This is a genomic window from Sphingomonas kyeonggiensis, from assembly GCF_014196745.1.
GTDB classification, from domain to species: Bacteria; Pseudomonadota; Alphaproteobacteria; order Sphingomonadales; family Sphingomonadaceae; genus Sphingomonas; species Sphingomonas kyeonggiensis.
On the sequence record NZ_JACIEH010000001.1, the window covers coordinates 1330949 to 1349182 of the forward strand.

At 66.9% G+C, this 18234-nt stretch carries 20 protein-coding genes and 2 tRNA genes; 15 read left to right on the top strand and 7 right to left on the bottom strand.

Annotation, left to right across the window (positions count from 1 at the left end):
- Positions 1-25: 25 nt before the first annotated feature.
- A complete protein-coding gene (locus tag GGR46_RS06345) occupies positions 26-1249 on the bottom strand; it encodes a serine hydrolase domain-containing protein (RefSeq protein ID WP_183995600.1) in 1224 nt (407 codons plus the stop codon).
- A 217-nt stretch (positions 1250-1466) separates the two neighbouring features.
- Here GGR46_RS06345 and GGR46_RS06350 point away from each other — a divergent pair, with 217 nt between their 5' ends.
- Genes GGR46_RS06350 through GGR46_RS06360 form a run of 3 tightly spaced genes read left to right on the top strand, consistent with a single transcriptional unit; the run spans position 1467 to position 3775 of the window.
- On the top strand, positions 1467-3170 hold the full coding sequence (locus GGR46_RS06350) for a class I adenylate-forming enzyme family protein (protein WP_183996821.1): 1704 nt from the start codon (positions 1467-1469) through the stop codon (positions 3168-3170).
- A 45-nt stretch (positions 3171-3215) separates the two neighbouring features.
- Positions 3216-3455 (top strand): type II toxin-antitoxin system ParD family antitoxin, encoded by a 240-nt coding sequence (locus GGR46_RS06355; RefSeq protein ID WP_183995602.1) that lies wholly within the window; start codon positions 3216-3218, stop codon positions 3453-3455.
- Positions 3452-3775: a type II toxin-antitoxin system RelE/ParE family toxin gene (locus GGR46_RS06360; RefSeq protein WP_221262570.1), complete on the top strand. Its 324-nt coding sequence runs from the start codon at positions 3452-3454 to the stop codon at positions 3773-3775. Before GGR46_RS06355 ends, GGR46_RS06360 begins: the two co-directional genes overlap by 4 nt.
- On the opposite strand, the gene GGR46_RS06365 is transcribed toward GGR46_RS06360, so the two are convergent.
- Positions 3772-5235, bottom strand: coding sequence for a glycerol kinase (locus GGR46_RS06365; protein WP_183995605.1), 1464 nt, complete (start codon positions 5233-5235; stop codon positions 3772-3774). The two genes, GGR46_RS06360 and GGR46_RS06365, sit on opposite strands and share 4 nt — an antisense overlap.
- Before the next feature lie 72 nt (positions 5236-5307).
- Here GGR46_RS06365 and GGR46_RS06370 point away from each other — a divergent pair, with 72 nt between their 5' ends.
- The 4 genes from GGR46_RS06370 to GGR46_RS06385 all read left to right on the top strand — a co-directional run bounded on the left by GGR46_RS06370 (position 5308) and on the right by GGR46_RS06385 (position 7513).
- The gene (locus GGR46_RS06370) at positions 5308-6546 is read left to right on the top strand and encodes an AI-2E family transporter (RefSeq protein ID WP_425506530.1); all 1239 of its coding nucleotides are present in this window, start codon (positions 5308-5310) and stop codon (positions 6544-6546) included.
- A 46-nt stretch (positions 6547-6592) separates the two neighbouring features.
- Positions 6593-6669 (top strand) — tRNA-Asp (locus tag GGR46_RS06375).
- Between the two features lie 89 nt (positions 6670-6758).
- Positions 6759-6835 (top strand) — tRNA-Asp (locus tag GGR46_RS06380).
- Positions 6836-7144: 309 nt separating this feature from the next.
- Positions 7145-7513 carry a PRC-barrel domain-containing protein gene (locus GGR46_RS06385; RefSeq protein ID WP_183995607.1) on the top strand — a complete coding sequence of 123 codons (369 nt, stop codon included), beginning with the start codon at positions 7145-7147 and terminating at the stop codon, positions 7511-7513.
- Here the strand turns inward: GGR46_RS06385 and GGR46_RS06390 are convergent.
- The 4 genes from GGR46_RS06390 to GGR46_RS06405 all read right to left on the bottom strand — a co-directional run bounded on the left by GGR46_RS06390 (position 7507) and on the right by GGR46_RS06405 (position 9177).
- Positions 7507-7746, bottom strand: a complete 240-nt coding sequence (locus tag GGR46_RS06390) for a DUF2842 domain-containing protein (protein WP_183995609.1) — start codon at positions 7744-7746, stop codon at positions 7507-7509. The genes GGR46_RS06385 and GGR46_RS06390 overlap by 7 nt on opposite strands.
- Complete coding sequence (locus GGR46_RS06395) at positions 7728-8279, bottom strand: 5-formyltetrahydrofolate cyclo-ligase (RefSeq protein WP_183995611.1); 552 nt, start codon at positions 8277-8279, stop codon at positions 7728-7730. The genes GGR46_RS06390 and GGR46_RS06395 overlap by 19 nt, the downstream gene beginning before the upstream one ends.
- Positions 8280-8686: 407 nt before the next feature.
- Positions 8687-8989, bottom strand: a complete 303-nt coding sequence (locus tag GGR46_RS06400) for a cell division protein ZapA (RefSeq protein ID WP_183995613.1) — start codon at positions 8987-8989, stop codon at positions 8687-8689.
- Positions 8989-9177, bottom strand: coding sequence for a hypothetical protein (locus GGR46_RS06405; protein ID WP_183995615.1), 189 nt, complete (start codon positions 9175-9177; stop codon positions 8989-8991). Before GGR46_RS06405 ends, GGR46_RS06400 begins: the two co-directional genes overlap by 1 nt.
- Before the next feature lie 175 nt (positions 9178-9352).
- On the opposite strand from GGR46_RS06405, the gene tkt reads away from it, so the two are divergent.
- From tkt to GGR46_RS06420, 3 genes are all read left to right on the top strand, one after another.
- Positions 9353-11329 carry a transketolase gene (gene tkt / locus GGR46_RS06410; protein ID WP_343058047.1) on the top strand — a complete coding sequence of 659 codons (1977 nt, stop codon included), beginning with the start codon at positions 9353-9355 and terminating at the stop codon, positions 11327-11329.
- On the top strand, positions 11326-12336 hold the full coding sequence (gene gap, locus GGR46_RS06415) for a type I glyceraldehyde-3-phosphate dehydrogenase (protein ID WP_183995619.1): 1011 nt from the start codon (positions 11326-11328) through the stop codon (positions 12334-12336). The genes tkt and gap overlap by 4 nt, the downstream gene beginning before the upstream one ends.
- Before the next feature lie 119 nt (positions 12337-12455).
- Complete coding sequence (locus tag GGR46_RS06420; protein ID WP_183995621.1) at positions 12456-13649, top strand: phosphoglycerate kinase; 1194 nt, start codon at positions 12456-12458, stop codon at positions 13647-13649.
- Between the two features lie 40 nt (positions 13650-13689).
- Here the strand turns inward: GGR46_RS06420 and GGR46_RS06425 are convergent, their stop codons facing one another.
- A complete protein-coding gene (locus GGR46_RS06425; RefSeq protein WP_183995623.1) occupies positions 13690-14211 on the bottom strand; it encodes a TlpA family protein disulfide reductase in 522 nt (173 codons plus the stop codon).
- A 178-nt stretch (positions 14212-14389) separates the two neighbouring features.
- On the opposite strand from GGR46_RS06425, the gene GGR46_RS06430 reads away from it, so the two are divergent.
- From GGR46_RS06430 to GGR46_RS06450, 5 genes are all read left to right on the top strand, one after another.
- On the top strand, positions 14390-15304 hold the full coding sequence (locus tag GGR46_RS06430) for a class I fructose-bisphosphate aldolase (protein WP_183995625.1): 915 nt from the start codon (positions 14390-14392) through the stop codon (positions 15302-15304).
- On the top strand, positions 15301-15690 hold the full coding sequence (locus tag GGR46_RS06435; RefSeq protein ID WP_183995627.1) for a putative quinol monooxygenase: 390 nt from the start codon (positions 15301-15303) through the stop codon (positions 15688-15690). The genes GGR46_RS06430 and GGR46_RS06435 overlap by 4 nt, the downstream gene beginning before the upstream one ends.
- On the top strand, positions 15687-16352 hold the full coding sequence (locus GGR46_RS06440; RefSeq protein WP_183995629.1) for an O-methyltransferase: 666 nt from the start codon (positions 15687-15689) through the stop codon (positions 16350-16352). Before GGR46_RS06435 ends, GGR46_RS06440 begins: the two co-directional genes overlap by 4 nt.
- Before the next feature lie 22 nt (positions 16353-16374).
- Positions 16375-17061, top strand: coding sequence for a thiamine phosphate synthase (gene thiE, locus GGR46_RS06445; protein ID WP_183995631.1), 687 nt, complete (start codon positions 16375-16377; stop codon positions 17059-17061).
- 160 nt (positions 17062-17221) lie between these two features.
- The gene (locus GGR46_RS06450) at positions 17222-18229 is read left to right on the top strand and encodes a L,D-transpeptidase family protein (RefSeq protein ID WP_183995633.1); all 1008 of its coding nucleotides are present in this window, start codon (positions 17222-17224) and stop codon (positions 18227-18229) included.
- Positions 18230-18234 lie beyond the last annotated feature (5 nt).

Genomic DNA, 18234 nt, shown 5'->3' on the forward strand with positions numbered 1-18234 from the left:
TTTCCGGCGAACGCCGGCGAGAAAATCAGTCGTTCAAAGCGGAATAGATCAGCGTCTTCAGCTCGCGCCGGATCGGGTAGAGCATGGACGGCGAGAATTGCGTCATGAAGACCATCGAGATGCGCTCGACGGGATCGATGAAGAAGGCGGTCGAGAACATGCCGCCCCAGTAATATTCACCAGGCGAGCCGGGCATCATCGACCGGGCGGGATCCATGGTGATCGCGAAGCCCAGGCCGAAGCCGGTGCCGGCATTGGTGGTCTCGCTGAACAGCGACTGGGACATGGCGTGCAGGTCCGAGCCGCCGGGCAGGTGGTTGGCCGTCATCAGGTCGACCGTCTTGCGGCTGACCAGCCGGGTACCCTCGAGCTCTCCCTTGTTCAGGAAGAAGGTGCAGAAGCGGTGATAGTCGAGCGCGGTGGAGACGAGGCCGCCGCCGCCCGAGACGAGGCGCGGTTCGCGCGACCAGGCGCTCTCGGCCCCGCGATCGTACATCACCCGGCCCTTGCCCTGGACCAGCGACCAGCAATCGGCGAGGCGATCGGTCTTGTCCGCCGGCACGACGAAGCCGGTGTCGTGCATGCCGAGCGGGGCGAAGATGCGCTGCTCGAAGAACTGGGCGAGCCCCTGGCCCGAGACACGCTCGACCACGGCGCCGAGCACGTCGGTGGAGACGGAGTAGTTCCACTCGGTGCCCGGGGAGAATTCGAGCGGGATCTTGCCCAGCGCGGTGACGAACTCGTCGAGGGTCAGGTTGCCGTGCCAGTTCTCGATCCTGCCCTCGCGATAGGCGGCGTCGACATTGGTGCGGTTCTGGAAGCTGTAGGTGAGGCCCGAGGTGTGGCGGAGCAGGTCCACCATCCGCATCGGCTCGTCGGTGGGAATGGTCTGGAACGGCACGCCGACGCCGCCGGCCTTGAACACGCCGAGGCCCTTCAGCTCGGGCAGGACGTGGTGGACCGGGGTGTCGAGCGCGACCTTGCCCTCTTCGAGCAGCATCATGAAGGCGAGGCTGGTGACCGGCTTGGTCATCGAGGCGATGCGGAAGATGGTGGTCTCGTCGACCGGCGCGCCGCCTTCGCGGGCGGCGCCCTGGTGCGAGAAATGCACGATCTCGCCGCCCCGGGCGATCAGCAGCTGGGCATGGGGCAGCTTGCCCGAGTCGAGGTAGCGGGTCTTCAGATACGGATCGATCCGGGCCAGCCGCGCCGCATCGAAACCCTGACTTTCGGGCTTGGCAATCTTCATGCGGTTGGCATACCTCTCATTCGAAACCGGTGACTCGCATCTTCTACGGGACGCGCTTCCCCTATTGCCTTGAGCGCGCGATGAATCAACACTAACCTTGTTTACGGTACGGCATCCGATGCCAAACCCAACATTCTAGAAACATAAACCGCACAAGCTGGAGAGAATCGCCTTGGCCCCCGAACCCATCGTGCCGCTCGACCCCAAATGGCCCGCCATGTCGCTGGAGCAGGTGAGGGGCGCGCTCACTGCGCCAGGATCGCGTTTCGAGATGGAGGAGATCGAGATTCGCGGGGTGCCGACCCGAGTGTGGAAGAACGCCCCGCCGACGTTGGGGGTGCTCGCGCAGCTGGCCCGGCTCTATGGCGAGCGCGTCTTCACCATCTATGAGGACGAGCGCGTCACCTATGACGCGAACTACCGGGCGGTGTGCCATCTTGCGCAGAAGCTGAGCGAGATGGGCGTGGTGAAGGGCGACCGGGTCGCGCTGGCGATGCGCAACCTGCCCGAATGGCCGACGATCTTCTTCGCCGCAACCAGCCTGGGCGCGATCATCGTGCCGCTCAACGCCTGGTGGACGGGCGGCGAGCTCGAATATGGGCTGAAGGACTCGGGCTCGAAGGTGCTGTTCGTCGACGCCGAGCGCCATGCCCGGCTGAAGCAATGCTATGACGCGCTGCCCGATCTGGAGCGCGTGGTGGTGAGCCGCTGCGACGAGGAACTGGGCGGAAACGTCAGCCGGCTCGAGGTGCTGATCGGCACGCGGAGCGACTGGGCGAGCCTGCCGGACATTCCCTTCCCGCAGGTAGCAGTGGGGCCCGAGGACGACGCGACGATCTTCTACACCAGCGGCACGACGGGCAACCCCAAGGGCGCGCTCGGCACGCACCGCAACATCTGCACCAACATCCTGTCGAGCGGATACAGTGCCGGGCGGGCGATGCTGCGCCGGGGCGAGATCCCGCCGGCGGCGCTCCCGCACAAGGTCGGCCTGCTGGTCATCCCGCTATTCCACGTCACCGCATGCAGCGCGGCGCTGATGGCCGGGATCGCGAGCGGGCAGACGATCGTGTTCATGCGCCGCTGGGATCCGGTGAAGGCGATGGAAGTGATCGAGCGCGAGAAGGTGAACCTCACCGGCGGCGTGCCGACGATCGCCTGGCAGCTGCTCGAGCATCCCGAGCGCGCCAATCACGACCTCTCCAGCCTGGAAGTGATCTCCTATGGCGGCGCGCCTTCGGCGCCCGAGCTGGTCAAGCGCATCTATGAGGAATTCGGCGCGCTGCCCGGCAATGGCTGGGGCATGACCGAGACGATGGCGACGGTGACGCAGCATAGCGGCGAGGACTATCTGACCCGTCCGACCAGCGCCGGCCAGCCGGTGGCGACGGCGGACCTGAAGATCATGACCGTGGAGGGTGACCGCGAGCTTCCGGTCGGCGAGGTCGGCGAGCTCTGGGCGCGGGGGCCGATGATCGTGAAGGGCTATTGGAACAAGCCCGAGGCCACGGCGGAGACGTTCGTCGATGGCTGGGTGCGGACCGGCGACCTAGCGAAGCTCGACGAGGAGGGGTTCCTCTACATCGTCGACCGGGCCAAGGACATCATCATCCGCGGCGGCGAGAACATCTATTCGAGCGAAGTGGAAGACGTGCTCTACGCCTTCCCGGGCGTGATGGACGCCGCGCTGATCGGCGTGCCGCACAAGACGCTGGGCGAGGAGCCGGTGGCGGTGGTCCATCTCGCGCCGGGCACGGTCGCGACCGAGGCGGATCTGCAGGACTTCGTCCGCGAGCGGCTGGCGGGGTTCAAGGTGCCGGTGCAGGTGCGCTTCGTGGCGGACACGCTGCCGAGGAACGCGAATGGCAAGATCCTGAAGAAGGACCTGCGGGGATTGTTCGTGGGGGAGGTGGCGGCCTGATTGGCAAGGCTTGCCAATTTTTGCCATGGGGCGCATCTTGCGCCCATGGCTACCATGAACATCTCCCTGCCGGATTCCCTGAAGGCGTTCGTCGATGAGCAAGTCGCCGATCGCAGCTATGGGACGAGCAGCGAATATGTGCGCGAACTGATCCGGCGTGAGCGGGATCGCGAACAGCTACGCCGAATGCTGCTCGAAGGGGCGCAATCGGGGCCTGGCAGGGTAATCGACGACGCTTATTTCGAGGAGCTGCGTGGCCTCGCTGGCGGGCAAAGCCAGGCGTGACAGCCAGGCGGCTGGTCATTCTTCCGCGCGCCGAACGCGACGTCAGGGCTGCCGTATTCCATTATCGCGACGAAGGTGGCGCATCGCTCGCACGGCGGTTCGTTGCGGAACTCGAGCGCTGTTACCAGGGCATTTCGAAGCATCCGGGTATCGGATCACCCAGCTTTGGCGTGATGCTCGATATTCCCGGCCTGCGAAGCGCCGGGCTCGCGCATTTTCCCTATCTGGTTTTCTATCTCGAGCTTCCGGACCAGCTCGATGTCTGGCGCGTACTGCATGTGCGCCGTGATTTTCCGACGATGCTGCGTGATTCGGACTAGCCAGGCAGGACGCCCAGCACGGCGGATTTCCACCCTGCGAGCCGGGCCTTCCGCTGATCCTCCTCCAGCTTCGGCTCGAACGTCAGTCCCGCGCCACGCATTCTGGATGCTTCCTCCAGATCGCGGAACATGCCGCAGCCGATGCCGGCCAGCATCGCGGCGCCGAGCGCCGTGGTCTCGGCGAAGTCGGGACGGTCGACCGGGATGGCGAGGATGTCAGCGAGGTCCTGGGCGATCCAGTCGTTGGTGACCATGCCGCCATCGATGCGCAGCCGCGACCAGTCGGCGCCGTCGGCGGCGAAGGCGGCCTTCAGGTCGTGGCTCTGGTGGGCCATCGCCTCCAGCGCGGCGCGGACGATGTGCGCGCGGGTGGCGGCGAAGCTGAGGCCAGAGATCGACGCCCGCGCCTCGGGCTCCCACCAGGGCGCGCCCAGGCCGGACAAGGCGGGAACGAGATAGACACCGCCATTGTCCTTCACCGAGCGGGCCAGGCCCTCGGTCTCCTGCGCGGTCTCGATCAGCTTCACCGAATCGCGCAGCCACTGGACCAGGCTGCCGGCGACGAACACCGATCCCTCGATCGCATAGGTGCGCCGACCGCCCAATTGCCAGAGCACGGTGGCGAGCAGGCGGTTCTTCGAACTGGGCGGGGCGCTGCCGGCGTTGGTGAGGACGAAGGCACCGGTGCCATAGGTCGCCTTGGTGTCGCCCTTCTCGAGACAGGCCTGGCCGATCGTCGCCGCCTGCTGATCGCCGGCCAGGCCGCAGATCGGGATCTCGCCGCCGAACAACCGAGTGGTGCCGAACTTCCCGGCGCAGTCGACGATCTCGGGCAGCGCCTCGCGCGGGGCGGAGAACATCTCTAGCAGGCCGTCGCTCCAGCCGCCCGAGCCCAGCCCCATCAGCAGGGTGCGCGAGGCGTTGGTTGCGTCAGTGACGTGGAGGCCGCCGGTGAGCTTCCAGACCAGCCAGCTCTCGATCGTGCCGATCGCCAGCCGGTCGCCCACGCCCTTGAGCTGCGGCCAGTTGCGCATCGCCCAGGCGATCTTGGTGCCCGAGAAATAGGGATCGAGCAGCAGGCCGGTGCGTGCCTGCACCCCCGGCTCCTCGCCGGCATCGCGCCACGCGCGGCACAGTGCCGCGCTGCGCCGGTCCTGCCAGACGATGGCGGGGGCGAGGGGCTCGCCGGTGGTCTTGTCCCAGAAGACGATCGTCTCGCGCTGGTTGGTGATGCCGATCGCGGCGATCTGCTCGGGCCCGCCGGCCTCGCGGACCATGGCATGGGCGCATTCGAGCGTGCGGCGCCAGATCTCGTTCGCGTCATGCTCGACCAGGCCGGGGCCAGGATAGTGTTGGGTCAGCTCGGCGCTGTGGCTGGCCAGGCACTCGCCCGAGGGCGCGAACAGCATCGCGCGGGTGGAGGTGGTGCCCTCATCGAGGACCAGGATGTTCTCGCCCATAATCCCCAAGCTAGCCGGGATTACATCCGTTGCAATCCGCGCTAGGGTCGAACGTGAAAGGGAAGGGCAAAAGTGAACGATCGACCCGACAGCATCGGCGGCGAACCCATGGACGACGGCGTGCCTTCGGAACCGGCGCGGGCGCCTTTGCTCGGCCAGTCGACGCAGGAGAGCCTGGGCGACGGCCAGAAGCGCGACCGGCTGATGGCGGCGACGACGCTGATCGCCGGCATCGGGCTGCTGCTGGCGCTGCCCTTCGCGCTGCAGGCGGGCGCGGTGTTCTTCCTGCCGCTCACCACCGCGCTGGTGATCGCCATTGCCCTGGTGCCGCTGCTCGAATGGCTGGAGCGCCACCGGCTGCCGGCACCGATCGCGGCGTTCATCTGCGTGCTGCTGTTCCTGATCGCAGCGAATGTCGCACTCGCCTCGATCGTCGTCCCGGCCTGGCAGTGGATCCGCGACCTTCCCGCCAAGATCCCGCAGATCCAGGAGAATCTGAAGCCGCTGATCGAGTTCTATTCGAACCTCGACAGCTTCGTGAACAAGACGGTGATGAACTTCGCCTCGGCGCCGATGAAGCAGCCCGAGGTGATGGCTGCCACGCCGCCGCGCTCGCTGATCGACCTGTTCGCCACCTCTGCGCCGTCGGCGCTGCTCGAGATGTTCTTCGCCATCCTGGTGATCTACTTCTTCCTCTCGGGCTGGACCCGCCTGCGCCGCAACGCGATCACTTCGCGGTCGAGCTTCGGCGGGGCGATGGCGACCGCGCGGGTGATCCAGGACGTGGTGGACGATACCTCGGCCTATCTGGGCACGATCACGCTGATCAACCTGACCCTTGGGCTGATCGTCGCCGGGGTGCTCTGGGCGATCGGCATGCCGACCCCGTTGATGTGGGGCGGCATCGTCACCCTGCTCAACTACATTCCCTATTTCGGGCCGGTCTTCGCCGCGCTGCTGCTCGCCATGGGCGGGCTGATGACCTTCCCGGACCTGGGCTGGGCCTTCGTGCCGCCGATCGTGATGATCGCCTGCCACCTGGTGGAGGCGAACGTGGTGACGCCGCTGATCGTCGGGCATCGCCTGACCATCAGCCCGATCATGATCCTGATCTCGCTGAGCTTCTGGGGCTGGGTTTGGGGCACGACGGGCGCGCTGCTGGCAGTGCCGCTGCTGATCATCATCCAGACCGTGGTCAACGCCGCGGGCAAGCCGGACATTGCCGGTTTCCTGTTCGAACACGGGACCTTGGTGAACGATCCTGTGGATAATCGACCGCTCCGGCGAAAAAGTCGCGACCAATCCGGTTGACACCCCCAAAACTCGCGTCTAGTGCCCGCCTCCTCGCTTCGAGAGAGCGGGTGTAGCTCAGTTGGTTAGAGCGCCGGCCTGTCACGCCGGAGGTCGCGGGTTCGAGCCCCGTCACTCGCGCCATTCCCCAGATCATCGCACGGGAAGGCGCCCCATGGGCGGCCCAACCGGAGGATGGACTCCGGGGCTGGTCGCTTCTCGAAACGCGTAATGCGGGTGTAGCTCAGTTGGTTAGAGCGCCGGCCTGTCACGCCGGAGGTCGCGGGTTCGAGCCCCGTCACTCGCGCCACGCATAGCGTGGCCATTCCCTGCATCGTCATCCCGATCGACTCGCCAAAGATCGCGAAGGTCGTGCACGTCGCAATTCCCGCGACGGGTAGATATGGCGGCTTGGGCAACATCCTTGCGCGGATGGGATCCTATCTTTCCTACAGGGTCAAAGAGCGGCGGGCTCTGCGCCCGGCTGCGTGAGCCCAGCAGGCGAAATCCTACATTGCAAGCGCGCCGTCGCGCCTCGCCTCGTCCGGCCACGCTTCGCCGCAAATGGGCGGACATCGCGCGGCTCCGGCCCGTTGGTGCTTCGGGGCATCGAGGAGCAATGGCGATGGAACTCGAAACACGCGAAACGCACGACATGATTGCCTCCGACCGCGTCGAAGGCACGGCGGTCTACAATCGCGAAGGCGAGCGGCTGGGCACGATCCACCGCTTCATGGTCGACAAGATATCGGGCCAGGCCGAATATGCGGTGCTGTCGTTCGGCGGCCTGTTCGGCCTGGGCAACCGGCACTATCCGCTGCCCTGGCAGAAACTCAGCTACGACACGGGCAAGGGCGGCTATGTCGTCGACCTGACCAAGGAGCAGATCGAAGGCGCGCCCAGCTATGACGAGGAGGGCGACGACCTGCCGACCTATGACCGCGCCTATGGCGAGCGCCTCTACGGCTATTACGGGATGACCTATTGAGCGCCGGACGGGCGGCGCCAGCGGCCGGTTTCCATCCAGCGCAGCGCGCCGCCCAGAGGCAGGATCCAGACGATGCCGGTCACCACATAGATCGGCAGCTGGGCGAGCACGTGCAGCTGGCCAATCCAGTGCGAGAAGCTGGTGACCAGGATGATCCAGACGAAGATCCAGGCGACGATGCCGAGCGCGCCCGCCGGCTTGCGCCAGCTCGGCGCTACGCCCCCGCGTGCCACGTCATGCCCTCCTCGGTGATCACTGCGTGGAGCGGCACGTCCCAGATATCCGACGGGATCGCCGGCACCTGCTGCATCGCCCAGGCGACCCCGACGCGCCAGGCATCGGGATAGCGGGCGAAGGCACGGTCGTAATGGGCGGCTCCCTGGCCCAGGCGGTTGAGGCGCGCGTCGAACCCGACCAGCGGGGTCAGGATCACGTCGGGCGCGATTTCGGGGCTGTCCACATGCGGCTGGCGCAGGCCGAACGGCCCTTCGACCAGCGGTTCGCCGATCTGCCAGGCGAGGAAGCGCAACGGCTCGGCGCGGCCGACGACGAAGGGCAAGGCGAGCGTGCAGCCGGCCTGGGCGGCCGCCGCGGCGAGCTGGGTGGGGTCCGCCTCGCTGCCGATCGCGACATAGGTGGCGACGGTCATGCCCGGCTTGAGATGCTCGATGAAATGCTCGGGCGCGAGGATCGCCTCGCTCGCTGCGATGGCGAAGGCGTCACGCTCCGCGCGGAGCTGCGCCCTAAGGGCTAGCTTGTCGATCATGCCGACAGTGTAGGGGAGCGGTGGCGGGACCGCCATGGCCGTTTGCCAGAATATCCTCCGACGCCCGTTACGTCAGGTGGGGACCATATGCCGCGGACCAGGATCCGCACAGGGACAGCCCCCATGGAAGATGAATAGCCTCAGGGATAATTGCAAGGCTCGTACCGGGCAGTGCCCGCCGCCTATGGATATAGGGGACGGGGCAGGGGTTCGCAACCACTCCATCATCCCGAACCCCATCCGTTATTCCGCCTTCCAACTCGTCACCCCGGCGAAAGCCGGGGTCTCAGGCGAAGGCGCGGGAACGGGGGCGGGGATGGAGCCGCATGAGATCCCGGCTTTCGCCGGGATGACGGATTGGGTTCGGGATGACGGTATTGGACGGGGTAATGACCTATCGGATAGCGTCAGGCCTCAGCCGCATCCTCTTCGAGCGCGGCCGCCACTGCCTCCAGCCGGTCGGCGATCCGCTCGAGCAGCACCGGCGACACGCCCTCGGGCGGGTTGCGCTCGGTTTCGTCGAGCAGGTCCGCCAGGATCAGCGACAGATAGACAAGCGTGCGCTCGGCATTGAGGCCGCCCGAGGCGCGCAGGGCGGTGTCGGCGTGGCGCTGGAGGATGGATTCGAGATGGCGGATATGCGCCTCGTCTCCTTCCCTTGCGGCGACCGAATAGCTGCGGCCCGCGACGCTGATATCGATATCGGCCATCAGTCTTCCTCACCCGGGGTGGCTTCGCGTGCGATCAGCGCGTCGAGCGACGACACCGCGTCCTCGATCCGCGCACGCAGCTTGGCATGGCGCTGGGTGATGCGCTCACAGGCATAGGCCCGCGCAGCTGCGGCTTTCTCGATGCGGACGAGGGCCTGTTCGATACGATCGGCGGGCGTACTTGCCATGCCGCAAGCGTTACGCACCCCCACCGAAGCTATCAACCCCAGAATGGCACCGGTTTCACGGCTGCTCGACAAGACGGATCATTGCAGCGCCGGTTCGAGTCCGGGGCGCGAGCCGGTTGACGTAGCCGTCCAAGGGCACCAAAGGCGTCCGCGCCAGCATCATGGGGACTCTCAAGTGACCGCAAGCTTCACCGACTGCGCCAATGCCATCCGGGCATTGTCGATGGACGCCGTGGAGGCGGCCAATTCGGGGCACCCCGGCATGCCGATGGGCATGGCCGACGTCGCCACCGTGCTGTTCCAGAACTATCTGAAGTTCGATCCGACCGATCCGAAATGGGCGGACCGCGATCGCTTCATCCTGTCGGCCGGCCATGGCTCGATGCTGCAGTACTCGCTGCTGCACCTGACCGGCTATGCCCGCCCGACCCTGAAGGACATCCAGGACTTCCGCCAGATCGGCAGCCCCTGCGCCGGCCACCCCGAGAATTTCGAGCTGGAAGGTGTCGAGTGCACCACCGGCCCGCTCGGCCAGGGCTTCGCGATGGCGGTGGGCTTCGCCGCCGCCGAGCGGCACCTGAACGCCATCTATGGCGACGACCTGGTCGATCACCGCACCTGGGTGATCGCCGGCGACGGCTGCCTGATGGAAGGCATCAACCATGAGGCGGTCGGCCTGGCCGGGCATCTGAAGCTCGGCAAGCTGATCGTGCTGTGGGACGACAACAAGATCACGATCGACGGCGCGGTCTCGCTCTCGTCGAGCGAGGACATCCCCGCGCGCTACCGCGCCTCGGGCTGGCAGGTCGTCGAGTGCGACGGCCATGACCAGGCCGACATCGCCCGTGCGATCGACGCGGCGCTGGCGAGCGACCTGCCGTCGCTGGTCAAGTGCCGCACGGTGATCGGCAAGGGTGCGCCGAACAAGCAGGGCTCGTCCAAGGTCCATGGTTCGCCGCTGGGTGCCGACGAAGTCGCCGCCGCCCGCGCCGAGCTGGGCTGGAACCACCCCGCGTTCGAGATTCCGGCCGACATCCGCGAGACCTGGCTGGAAGCCGGCAAGCGCGGCGCCGCGCCGCACGCCGAATGGAAGAAGCGCCTGGAGGCGCATGAGGATCGCGCCGAGTTCGAGCGCCGCATGCGCGGCGAGCTGCCGGCGTGGTTCTCGCTCTCGGATCACATCCAGGGCCTGATCGATGCGCCGCAGAAGGTCGCGACCCGCAAGGCGAGCGAGATGGCGCTCGAGGCGATCAACGCGCAGCTGCCCGACACCGTCGGCGGCTCGGCCGACCTGACCGGCTCGAACAACACGCTGACCAAGGGCCTGGGTGCCTTCTCGGCGGAGAATTACGGCAGCCGCTACGTCTATTACGGCATCCGCGAGTTCGGCATGTCGGCGGCGATGAACGGCATGGCGCTGCACGGCGGCGTGATTCCCTATGGCGGCACCTTCCTGGTCTTTGCCGACTATGCCCGCGCGGCGATCCGCCTGTCGGCGCTGCAGCAGGCGCGCGTGGTCTATGTGATGACGCACGACTCGATCGGTCTGGGCGAGGACGGCCCGACCCACCAGCCGGTGGAGCATTTGACCAGCCTGCGCCTGATCCCGAACCTGGACGTCTATCGCCCGTGCGACGTGGTCGAGACCGCAGAGTGCTGGGAACTGGCGCTGCAGCGTGCCGACGGCCCGGGCCTGCTCGCGCTCAGCCGCCAGAACCTGCCGCAGCTGCGCCTCGAGGCCGGCGCGAACCGCTCGGCGCGTGGTGCTTACGCCATTCGCGAGGCCGAGGCGCCGCGCCAGGTGGTGCTGCTCGCCAGCGGCTCGGAAGTCGAGATCGCGGTTGCGGTGCGCGACGAGCTGGAAGCCCAGGGCATCGGCGCCGACGTCGTCTCGATGCCGTGCTGGGAGCGCTTCGACGCGCAGGACGCGCAGTACAAGCGCGACCTGCTGCCGGCACATGCGCTCAAGGTCTCGATCGAGGCCGGCACCACGCTGGGCTGGGAGCGATACACTGGCTTGGATGGGCTAAACTTCGGCGTCGATGGATTTGGCGCCTCGGGTCCCTATCTGAAGCTCTACGAGCATTTCGGGCTCACTGCGGGAGCCATCGTTCCGCAGATCATCGAGAAGTTGAACGGAGAACAGGCATGACGAAGGTTGCGATCAACGGGTTCGGGCGTATCGGTCGACTGGTCGCGCGTGCGATCCTGGAGCGTCCGGATAGCGGGCTCGAGCTGGTCACGATCAACGATCTCGCCGATGCCAAGTCGAACGCCTGGCTGTTCTCGCGCGACAGCGTGCACGGCAAGTATCCGGGCACCGTCACCGCCGAGGGCGACGACCTGGTGATCGACGGCAAGCGCATCAAGGTGACCAAGGAGCGCGATCCCGCCAACCTGCCGCACGCCGAGAACGGCGTGGAGCTGGTGCTGGAGTGCACCGGCTTCTTCACCGACCGCGCTTCGGCCCAGAAGCACATCGATGCCGGCGCCAAGAAGGTGCTGATCTCGGCCCCGGGCAAGAATGTCGACCTGACCGTCGTGTTCGGCGTGAACCACGACAAGCTCGAGGCCGGCCACACGATCGTCTCGAACGCATCGTGCACCACCAACTGCCTGGCGCCGGTCGCCAAGGTCCTCAACGACGCGATCGGCATCGAGCGCGGACTGATGACCACGGTCCACGCCTATACCAACGACCAGAAGATCCTCGACCAGATCCACCCGGACCTGCGTCGCGCGCGTGCCGCCGCGATGTCGATCATCCCGACCACCACCGGCGCCGCCCGCGCCGTGGCCGAGGTGCTGCCGGAGCTTAAGGGCAAGCTGGACGGCTCGGCGATCCGCGTTCCGGTTCCGGATGGCTCGCTGGTCGACCTGACCTTCACGCCGAAGCGGGACACGACCGTCGAGGAAGTGAACGCCGTGCTCAAGGCAGCTTCGGAGAATGGTCCGCTCAAGGGCATCCTCTGGTATTCGGACGAGCCGCTGGTCTCGATCGACATCGTCCACACCTCGGCCTCGTCGACCGTCGACAGCCTCGAGACCGCAGTGATCGACGGCAAGCTGGTGCGCGTCGTCAGCTGGTACGACAATGAGTGGGGCTTCTCGAACCGCATGGTGGACACCGCCGGCGCGATGGCGAAGCTGACGGCCTGAGCCGTCATCCCGACGAAAGTCGGGATCTCGTGAGGCACTCTGCTCGCTCCATCTCCTGAGATCCCGGCTTTCGCCGGGATGACGGAGAAGGGGCGAGCGCTCGATTTGTGAGGGACGAAATGGCGCGCAACTTCAAGACGCTCGACGACATGGGCGACATCGCCGGCAAGCGCGTGCTGGTCCGTGAGGACCTGAACGTGCCCATGGCCGATGGCCAGGTGACCGACGACACCCGGCTGCGCGCCGCGGTGCAGACCGTTGCCGAGCTGGCGGACAAGGGCGCCAAGGTCGTGGTCCTCGCGCATTTCGGCCGCCCCAAGGGACAGCGCAACCCCGAGATGAGCCTGTCGCTCGTCACCCGGCCGTTCAGCCATGTATTGGGCCGGGAAGTGCGCTTCGTCGACACGGACGGCGCGGCGGAAGCAATCGCGGCAATGGGCAATGGCGACATCGCGCTGCTCGAGAACACCCGTTTCGATGCCGGCGAGGAGAAGAACGCGCCGGAGACGATCGATGCGCTCGCCGCGCTGGGTGATCTCTACGTCAACGATGCCTTCTCGGCCGCGCACCGTGCGCATGCCTCGACCGAGGGCCTGGCCCACAAGCTGCCCGCATTCGCCGGCCGCCAGATGGAAGCCGAGCTCGACGCGCTGGACAAGGCGCTGGGCAATCCCGAGCATCCGGTCGCCGCGGTGGTCGGCGGCGCGAAGGTCTCGTCCAAGCTCGACGTGCTGCGCCACCTGGTCGAGAAGGTCGACCACCTGATCATCGGCGGCGGCATGGCCAACACCTTCCTCGCCGCGCGCGGCGTGGACGTGGGCAAGAGCCTGTGCGAGCATGACCTGACCGGCACCGCCGAGGAGATCCTCGACGCGGCCGACAAGGCAAACTGCACCGTGCACTTGCCGTACGATGTGGTGGTCTCGAAGGAATTCGCGCCCAACCCGCCGAGCCTGCGCACCGTCAACGTCCACGAAGTCGCGGCGGACGAGATGATCCTCGATGTCGGCCCGGCGGCGACGGAAGCGCTGGCCGACGTGCTCAAGACCTGTCGCACCCTGGTGTGGAACGGTCCGCTCGGCGCGTTCGAGACCCCGCCGTTCGACACCGCGACCGTGTCGCTGGCGAAGACCGCCGCGGCGCTGACCAAGGAAGGCCAGCTCGTCTCGGTCGCCGGTGGTGGCGACACCGTGGCGGCGCTCAACCAGGCTGGCGTCTCGGGCGACTTCACCTTCGTATCGACCGCAGGCGGCGCGTTCCTGGAGTGGATGGAAGGCAAGGAACTGCCGGGCGTCGCGGCGCTGGCACGCTGATCCGGTCTCCGGGGGTGCCGCGCGGCGCCCCCGCCCTTGGCTATTTCGCCTTTTCGTTGAGCAGCGGCACGAGCAGCTCGTCGAGCTTCCGGTCGTCGAAGGCGCCGGCCTTGGCGTAGCGCACCACGCCACTGCGATCGATCACGATGTTGGTCGGCACGCCGCCGTCGAGCACGTCATACGGCCCCTTGATCGAACGGACCGGATCGATGTGCATCACGTCGAACAGCCTCTTGAGCTGGAAGGGCTGGAGCGAATCCTCGGTGGTGACGGCGAACACACGCAGTCCCGCATCCTTGCGCGCCACATAATAGGCGTCGAGCGTTGGCAGCTCCCTGCGGCACGGCACGCACCAGGTCGCCCAGAAGTTCAGGACGACGACCTGGCCGCGCAGCTCGTCGAGCGAGATCTTGCCGCCTTTGATCAGGCGCAACACGAAGGGCGGCGCGGGCTGGCCGACCTTGACCTGGGCGAGCATCGGCGCAGGCGCCGGCGCGGCCCCGAGCAGCGAAAGCGGCAGCGCGGCAAGCGCAAGCCGCCGATGAAGCGCAGAAATCCCCATGGCTTTCCCCCTTGGCGGCAGCGATGCTGTCCCTGCTTGGACCAGCCGTCAAGCGCAGGATCGGAACCGCTCGTCGCCGCGCGAAGAAAAGCGACTCCCGTGGCAGCGTTGTCAGGCTTTTCGCCCGCAAATCCGGGCGATAGGGCCTCCCCAGCGATACATATTCAAGGGGACAAAGATGTCGATCACGCCGGCCGTCAAAGCCATTCTCGCGAACTACGAGTCCGACAATCCCGGCGTGAAGGCCAACCTCGCCCGCATTCTGATGCAGGGCAAGCTGGGCGGCACGGGCAAGCTGATCATCCTTCCGGTCGACCAGGGCTTCGAGCATGGCCCGGCGCGCAGCTTCGCGGTGAACCCGGACGCCTATGATCCCCACTACCATTATCAGCTGGCGATCGACGCGGGCCTGAGCGCCTATGCCGCGCCGCTCGGCATGCTCGAGGCGGGTGCCGACACTTTTGCCGGCCAGATCCCGACGATCCTGAAGTGCAACAGCTCGAACAGCTGGGCGACCAGCGCCAACCAGGCAGTGACCGCGGGCGTGGACGATGCGCTGCGCCTGGGCTGCGCCGCGATCGGCTTCACCATCTATCCGGGCTCGGACGACGTGTTCGAGATGATGGAGGAGATCAAGGAGCTGTCGGCCGAGGCCAAGTCGGTCGGCATCGCCACGGTGCTCTGGTCGTACCCGCGCGGCGGCAAGCTGCCCAAGTCGGGCGAACTGGCGCTCGACGTCGGCGCCTATGCCGCGCACATGGCGGCGCTGCTCGGCGCGCACATCATCAAGGTGAAGCTGCCGAGCGACCATATCGAGCAGGAAGACGCCAAGAAGGCCTATGCGGGCACCGACTGGTCGGCCCAGTCGACCCGGGTCGGCCATGTCGTGAAGAGCTGCTTCAACGGCCGTCGCGTCGTCGTCTTCTCCGGCGGCGCGGCCAAGGGCGCCGACGCAGTCTATCAGGACGCGCGCGACATCCGTGACGGCGGCGGCAACGGCTCGATCATCGGCCGCAACACCTTCCAGCGCCCGCGCGACGAGGCGCTGGCGATGCTCGACAAGCTGGTGCGCATCTACAAGAACGAGGAATGATCGATCGCCGACCCGTGCTGGCAGGGCTCGCTCTGGCGATGCTGGGCGGGCCTGCGCTGGCACGGGGAGAGTGGATGGAAGAAGTCGAACCCTATGGCCTGATCGGCAAGATCAAGGCCCAGCCGGGCAAGCGCGCCGAGCTGATCGCGCTGCTTTCCGGCGGCACCGGCGACATGCCGGGCTGCGTCGCCTATCTGATCGGCGAGGACCTGAAGGATGCCGAGGGCATCTGGATCACCGAGATCTGGAAGAGTCGGCAATATCATGCCGACTCGCTCAAGCTGCCGGCGGTGCAGGCGGCGATCGCCAAGGGACGGCCGCTGATCGCGGGGTTCGAGACGCATGTCGAGACGCGGCCGGTGGCGGGCGTGGGGATCCGCGGTTGAGCGCGGCCTGGGCAGTCGTCGATGCCTATGTCGACGCGCATCTGATCGCCGAGGATGATGCGCTCGCCGCGGCGCTCGACCATAACGAGGCGGAGGGGTTGCCGCCGATCGACGTCTCGCCGGCGCAGGGAAAGCTGCTCCGGCTCTATGCGCGGATGATCGGGGCGCGGCGGATACTCGAGGTGGGCACGCTCGGCGGCTACTCGACGATCTGGCTCGGCGGCGCGCTGCCGGCGGACGGGCAATTGGTGACGCTCGAGCTCGAGCCACATCATGCCGAGGTGGCGCGGGCCAACCTCGCCCGGGCCGGTCTCGCCGATCGCTGCGAAGTGCGCGTCGGGCCGGCGGTGGACAGCCTGGGCGCGATGATCGCGGGGGACGAAGGCCCGTTCGACCTGGTGTTCATCGATGCCGACAAGCCGAGCAATGTCGCCTATCTCCAGGCAGCGCTGATTCTGACCCGGCCCGGCAGTCTGATCGTGGTCGACAATGTGATCCGCGAGGGCAGAATCCTCGACAGCGCCAGCACCGATCCGAGCGTGGTCGGCACCCAGGCGCTGTTCGACGCGGTCGCCGCCGAGCCGCGCCTCGACGCGACGGCGATCCAGACGGTGGGCAGCAAGGGGTGGGACGGGTTTCTGCTGGCAGTGGTGCGCGGCTGAGGCTTGGGCTAAGGCGGCCAGGATGACCGACCTTGATGAAGACGGCCTGCCGCCGCTCGACCCGAATTTCGCCGACCAGTTCGTGCGCGACATGCGCCGGCCGCGGTGCCAGCTCTACCTGATCTCGCCGCTCGACGTGACCGGGGCTTTCCCCGAAAGACTGAAGCGCGCGCTCGGCGCCGGGCCGGTGGCTGCCTTCCAGTTCCGCGTGAAGGGCGTGGACCAGCACGAGGCGGCGCGCCTGGCCGAGCCGCTGCAGAAGATCTGCGCCGATGCGGACGTGGCCTTCATCGTCAACGACGATGTCAGCCTCACCAAGCGCCTGGGCGCCGATGGCGTGCATCTGGGCCAGGAGGACGGCGATCCGCGCGAGGCGCGTTCGGAGCTGGGTCCGCAGGTTCAGATCGGCGTGACCTGCCACGACAGCCGCCATCTGGCGATGGAAGCGGGTGAGGCGGGGGCCGATTATGTCGCGTTCGGCGCTTTCTATCCGACGGCGACCAAGGAAACCCGCCACCGCCCCGAACCGGTGATCCTCAGCTGGTGGTCGGCGCTGTTCGAGCTGCCCTGCGTCGCGATCGGCGGGATCACGCCCGACAATGCCGCGCCGCTGGTCAAGGCAGGGGCGGACTTCCTTGCCGTGTCCAATGCCGTGTGGGGCGGGGACGAGGAAGCCGCGGTGAAGGCGTTCGCGGAGCTGCTGAACTAACTCCCAATCGTCATCCCGACGAAAGTCGGGATCTCGTGCCGTATGGCGCCTTCGCCTGAGATCCCGGCTTTCGCCGGGATGACGGGAGTGGGCGAACGGAAACAAACCCCGAGTTCCACCCGTTGTTCTTGCGGAACATGATCTGCAGGAGCTTGATTCGGTGCGGAAAATTCTTGGATTTGCGGCTTGTCTCGCCTGTGCCTCGCTCGGTCCCGCAGCCAGCGGGCAGGCGGGAACTTCCAGCAGGCCGCCGATCGACTATTCTGTCCTGCATGCCCAGGTGATCCTCGATCATCTCGGCTTCTCGCCGGGCATTCTCGACGGGCGCGAGGGGCAGTCGCTGACCGCGGCGCTCAAGGGCTTCCAGGCTTCGCGGGGGATGCCGGCCAGTGGCAAGCTCGATCCCGCCACGCTGCGTGCGCTGGCGCCCTATGCCTCGCTGCGCCCGGTGCGCAAGCTTACCCTCGACGCGGACACGCTGAAGGGGCCGTACGTCAATCCGATCCCCAGGGACCCGGAGAAGCAGGCGAAGCTGCCCTCGCTCGCCTATACAAGGCCGCTCGAGAAGCTGGCCGAGATGTTCCACACCACGCCCGAGGTGCTGGTGGAGCTCAATCCGGGCGGTGGGGCGATCCGGCCGGGCGCCGAGTTCGTCTTCCCCAACGCGCTGCCCGCCTCGCGCGACTATCCGGCCGACATCAAGCCCGAATGGCGCCGGACGCTGAACGACCTGAACGTCGAGGCCAAAGTGCCCGAGGCGGATCACATCGTCGTCGACAAGAGCGAGAAGGTGCTCAAGGTGCTCGACAAGCAGGACCGGCTCGTCGCCCAGTTCAGCGCGACGATGGGCAGCGAGCACGATCCGCTGCCGATCGGCACCTGGAAGATCAACGGGGCGGACACCAACCCGAAGTTCCACTACAACCCCAAGCTGTTCTGGGACGCGAAGAAGGGCAGTGACCCGGCGATGCTGCCGCCGGGGCCGAACGGCCCGGTGGGGGTGGTGTGGCTCGATCTCTCCAAGGAGCATTACGGCATCCATGGCACGCCCGAGCCGCAGACGATCGGGCGGACCGAGAGCCATGGCTGTATCCGCCTGACCAACTGGGACGCGGCGCGGCTGGCGCTGATGGTCAAGCCGGGCACCAAGGCGGTGTTCCAGGAGTAGGGCAG

Coding starts and splice junctions, on each gene's coding strand:
- thiE (WP_183995631.1), top strand. CDS start 16,375: ATGACCGACCTTGATGAAGACGGCCTGCCGCCGCTCGACCCGAATTTC.
- GGR46_RS06355 (WP_183995602.1), top strand. CDS start 3,216: ATGGCTACCATGAACATCTCCCTGCCGGATTCCCTGAAGGCGTTCGTC.
- GGR46_RS06350 (WP_183996821.1), top strand. CDS start 1,467: ATGTCGCTGGAGCAGGTGAGGGGCGCGCTCACTGCGCCAGGATCGCGT.
- GGR46_RS06425 (WP_183995623.1), bottom strand. CDS start 14,211: ATGGGGATTTCTGCGCTTCATCGGCGGCTTGCGCTTGCCGCGCTGCCG.
- GGR46_RS06420 (WP_183995621.1), top strand. CDS start 12,456: ATGGCGCGCAACTTCAAGACGCTCGACGACATGGGCGACATCGCCGGC.
- GGR46_RS06430 (WP_183995625.1), top strand. CDS start 14,390: ATGTCGATCACGCCGGCCGTCAAAGCCATTCTCGCGAACTACGAGTCC.
- GGR46_RS06435 (WP_183995627.1), top strand. CDS start 15,301: ATGATCGATCGCCGACCCGTGCTGGCAGGGCTCGCTCTGGCGATGCTG.
- GGR46_RS06365 (WP_183995605.1), bottom strand. CDS start 5,235: ATGGGCGAGAACATCCTGGTCCTCGATGAGGGCACCACCTCCACCCGC.
- GGR46_RS06385 (WP_183995607.1), top strand. CDS start 7,145: ATGGCGATGGAACTCGAAACACGCGAAACGCACGACATGATTGCCTCC.
- GGR46_RS06345 (WP_183995600.1), bottom strand. CDS start 1,249: ATGAAGATTGCCAAGCCCGAAAGTCAGGGTTTCGATGCGGCGCGGCTG.
- GGR46_RS06405 (WP_183995615.1), bottom strand. CDS start 9,177: ATGGCAAGTACGCCCGCCGATCGTATCGAACAGGCCCTCGTCCGCATC.
- gap (WP_183995619.1), top strand. CDS start 11,326: ATGACGAAGGTTGCGATCAACGGGTTCGGGCGTATCGGTCGACTGGTC.
- GGR46_RS06400 (WP_183995613.1), bottom strand. CDS start 8,989: ATGGCCGATATCGATATCAGCGTCGCGGGCCGCAGCTATTCGGTCGCC.
- GGR46_RS06395 (WP_183995611.1), bottom strand. CDS start 8,279: ATGATCGACAAGCTAGCCCTTAGGGCGCAGCTCCGCGCGGAGCGTGAC.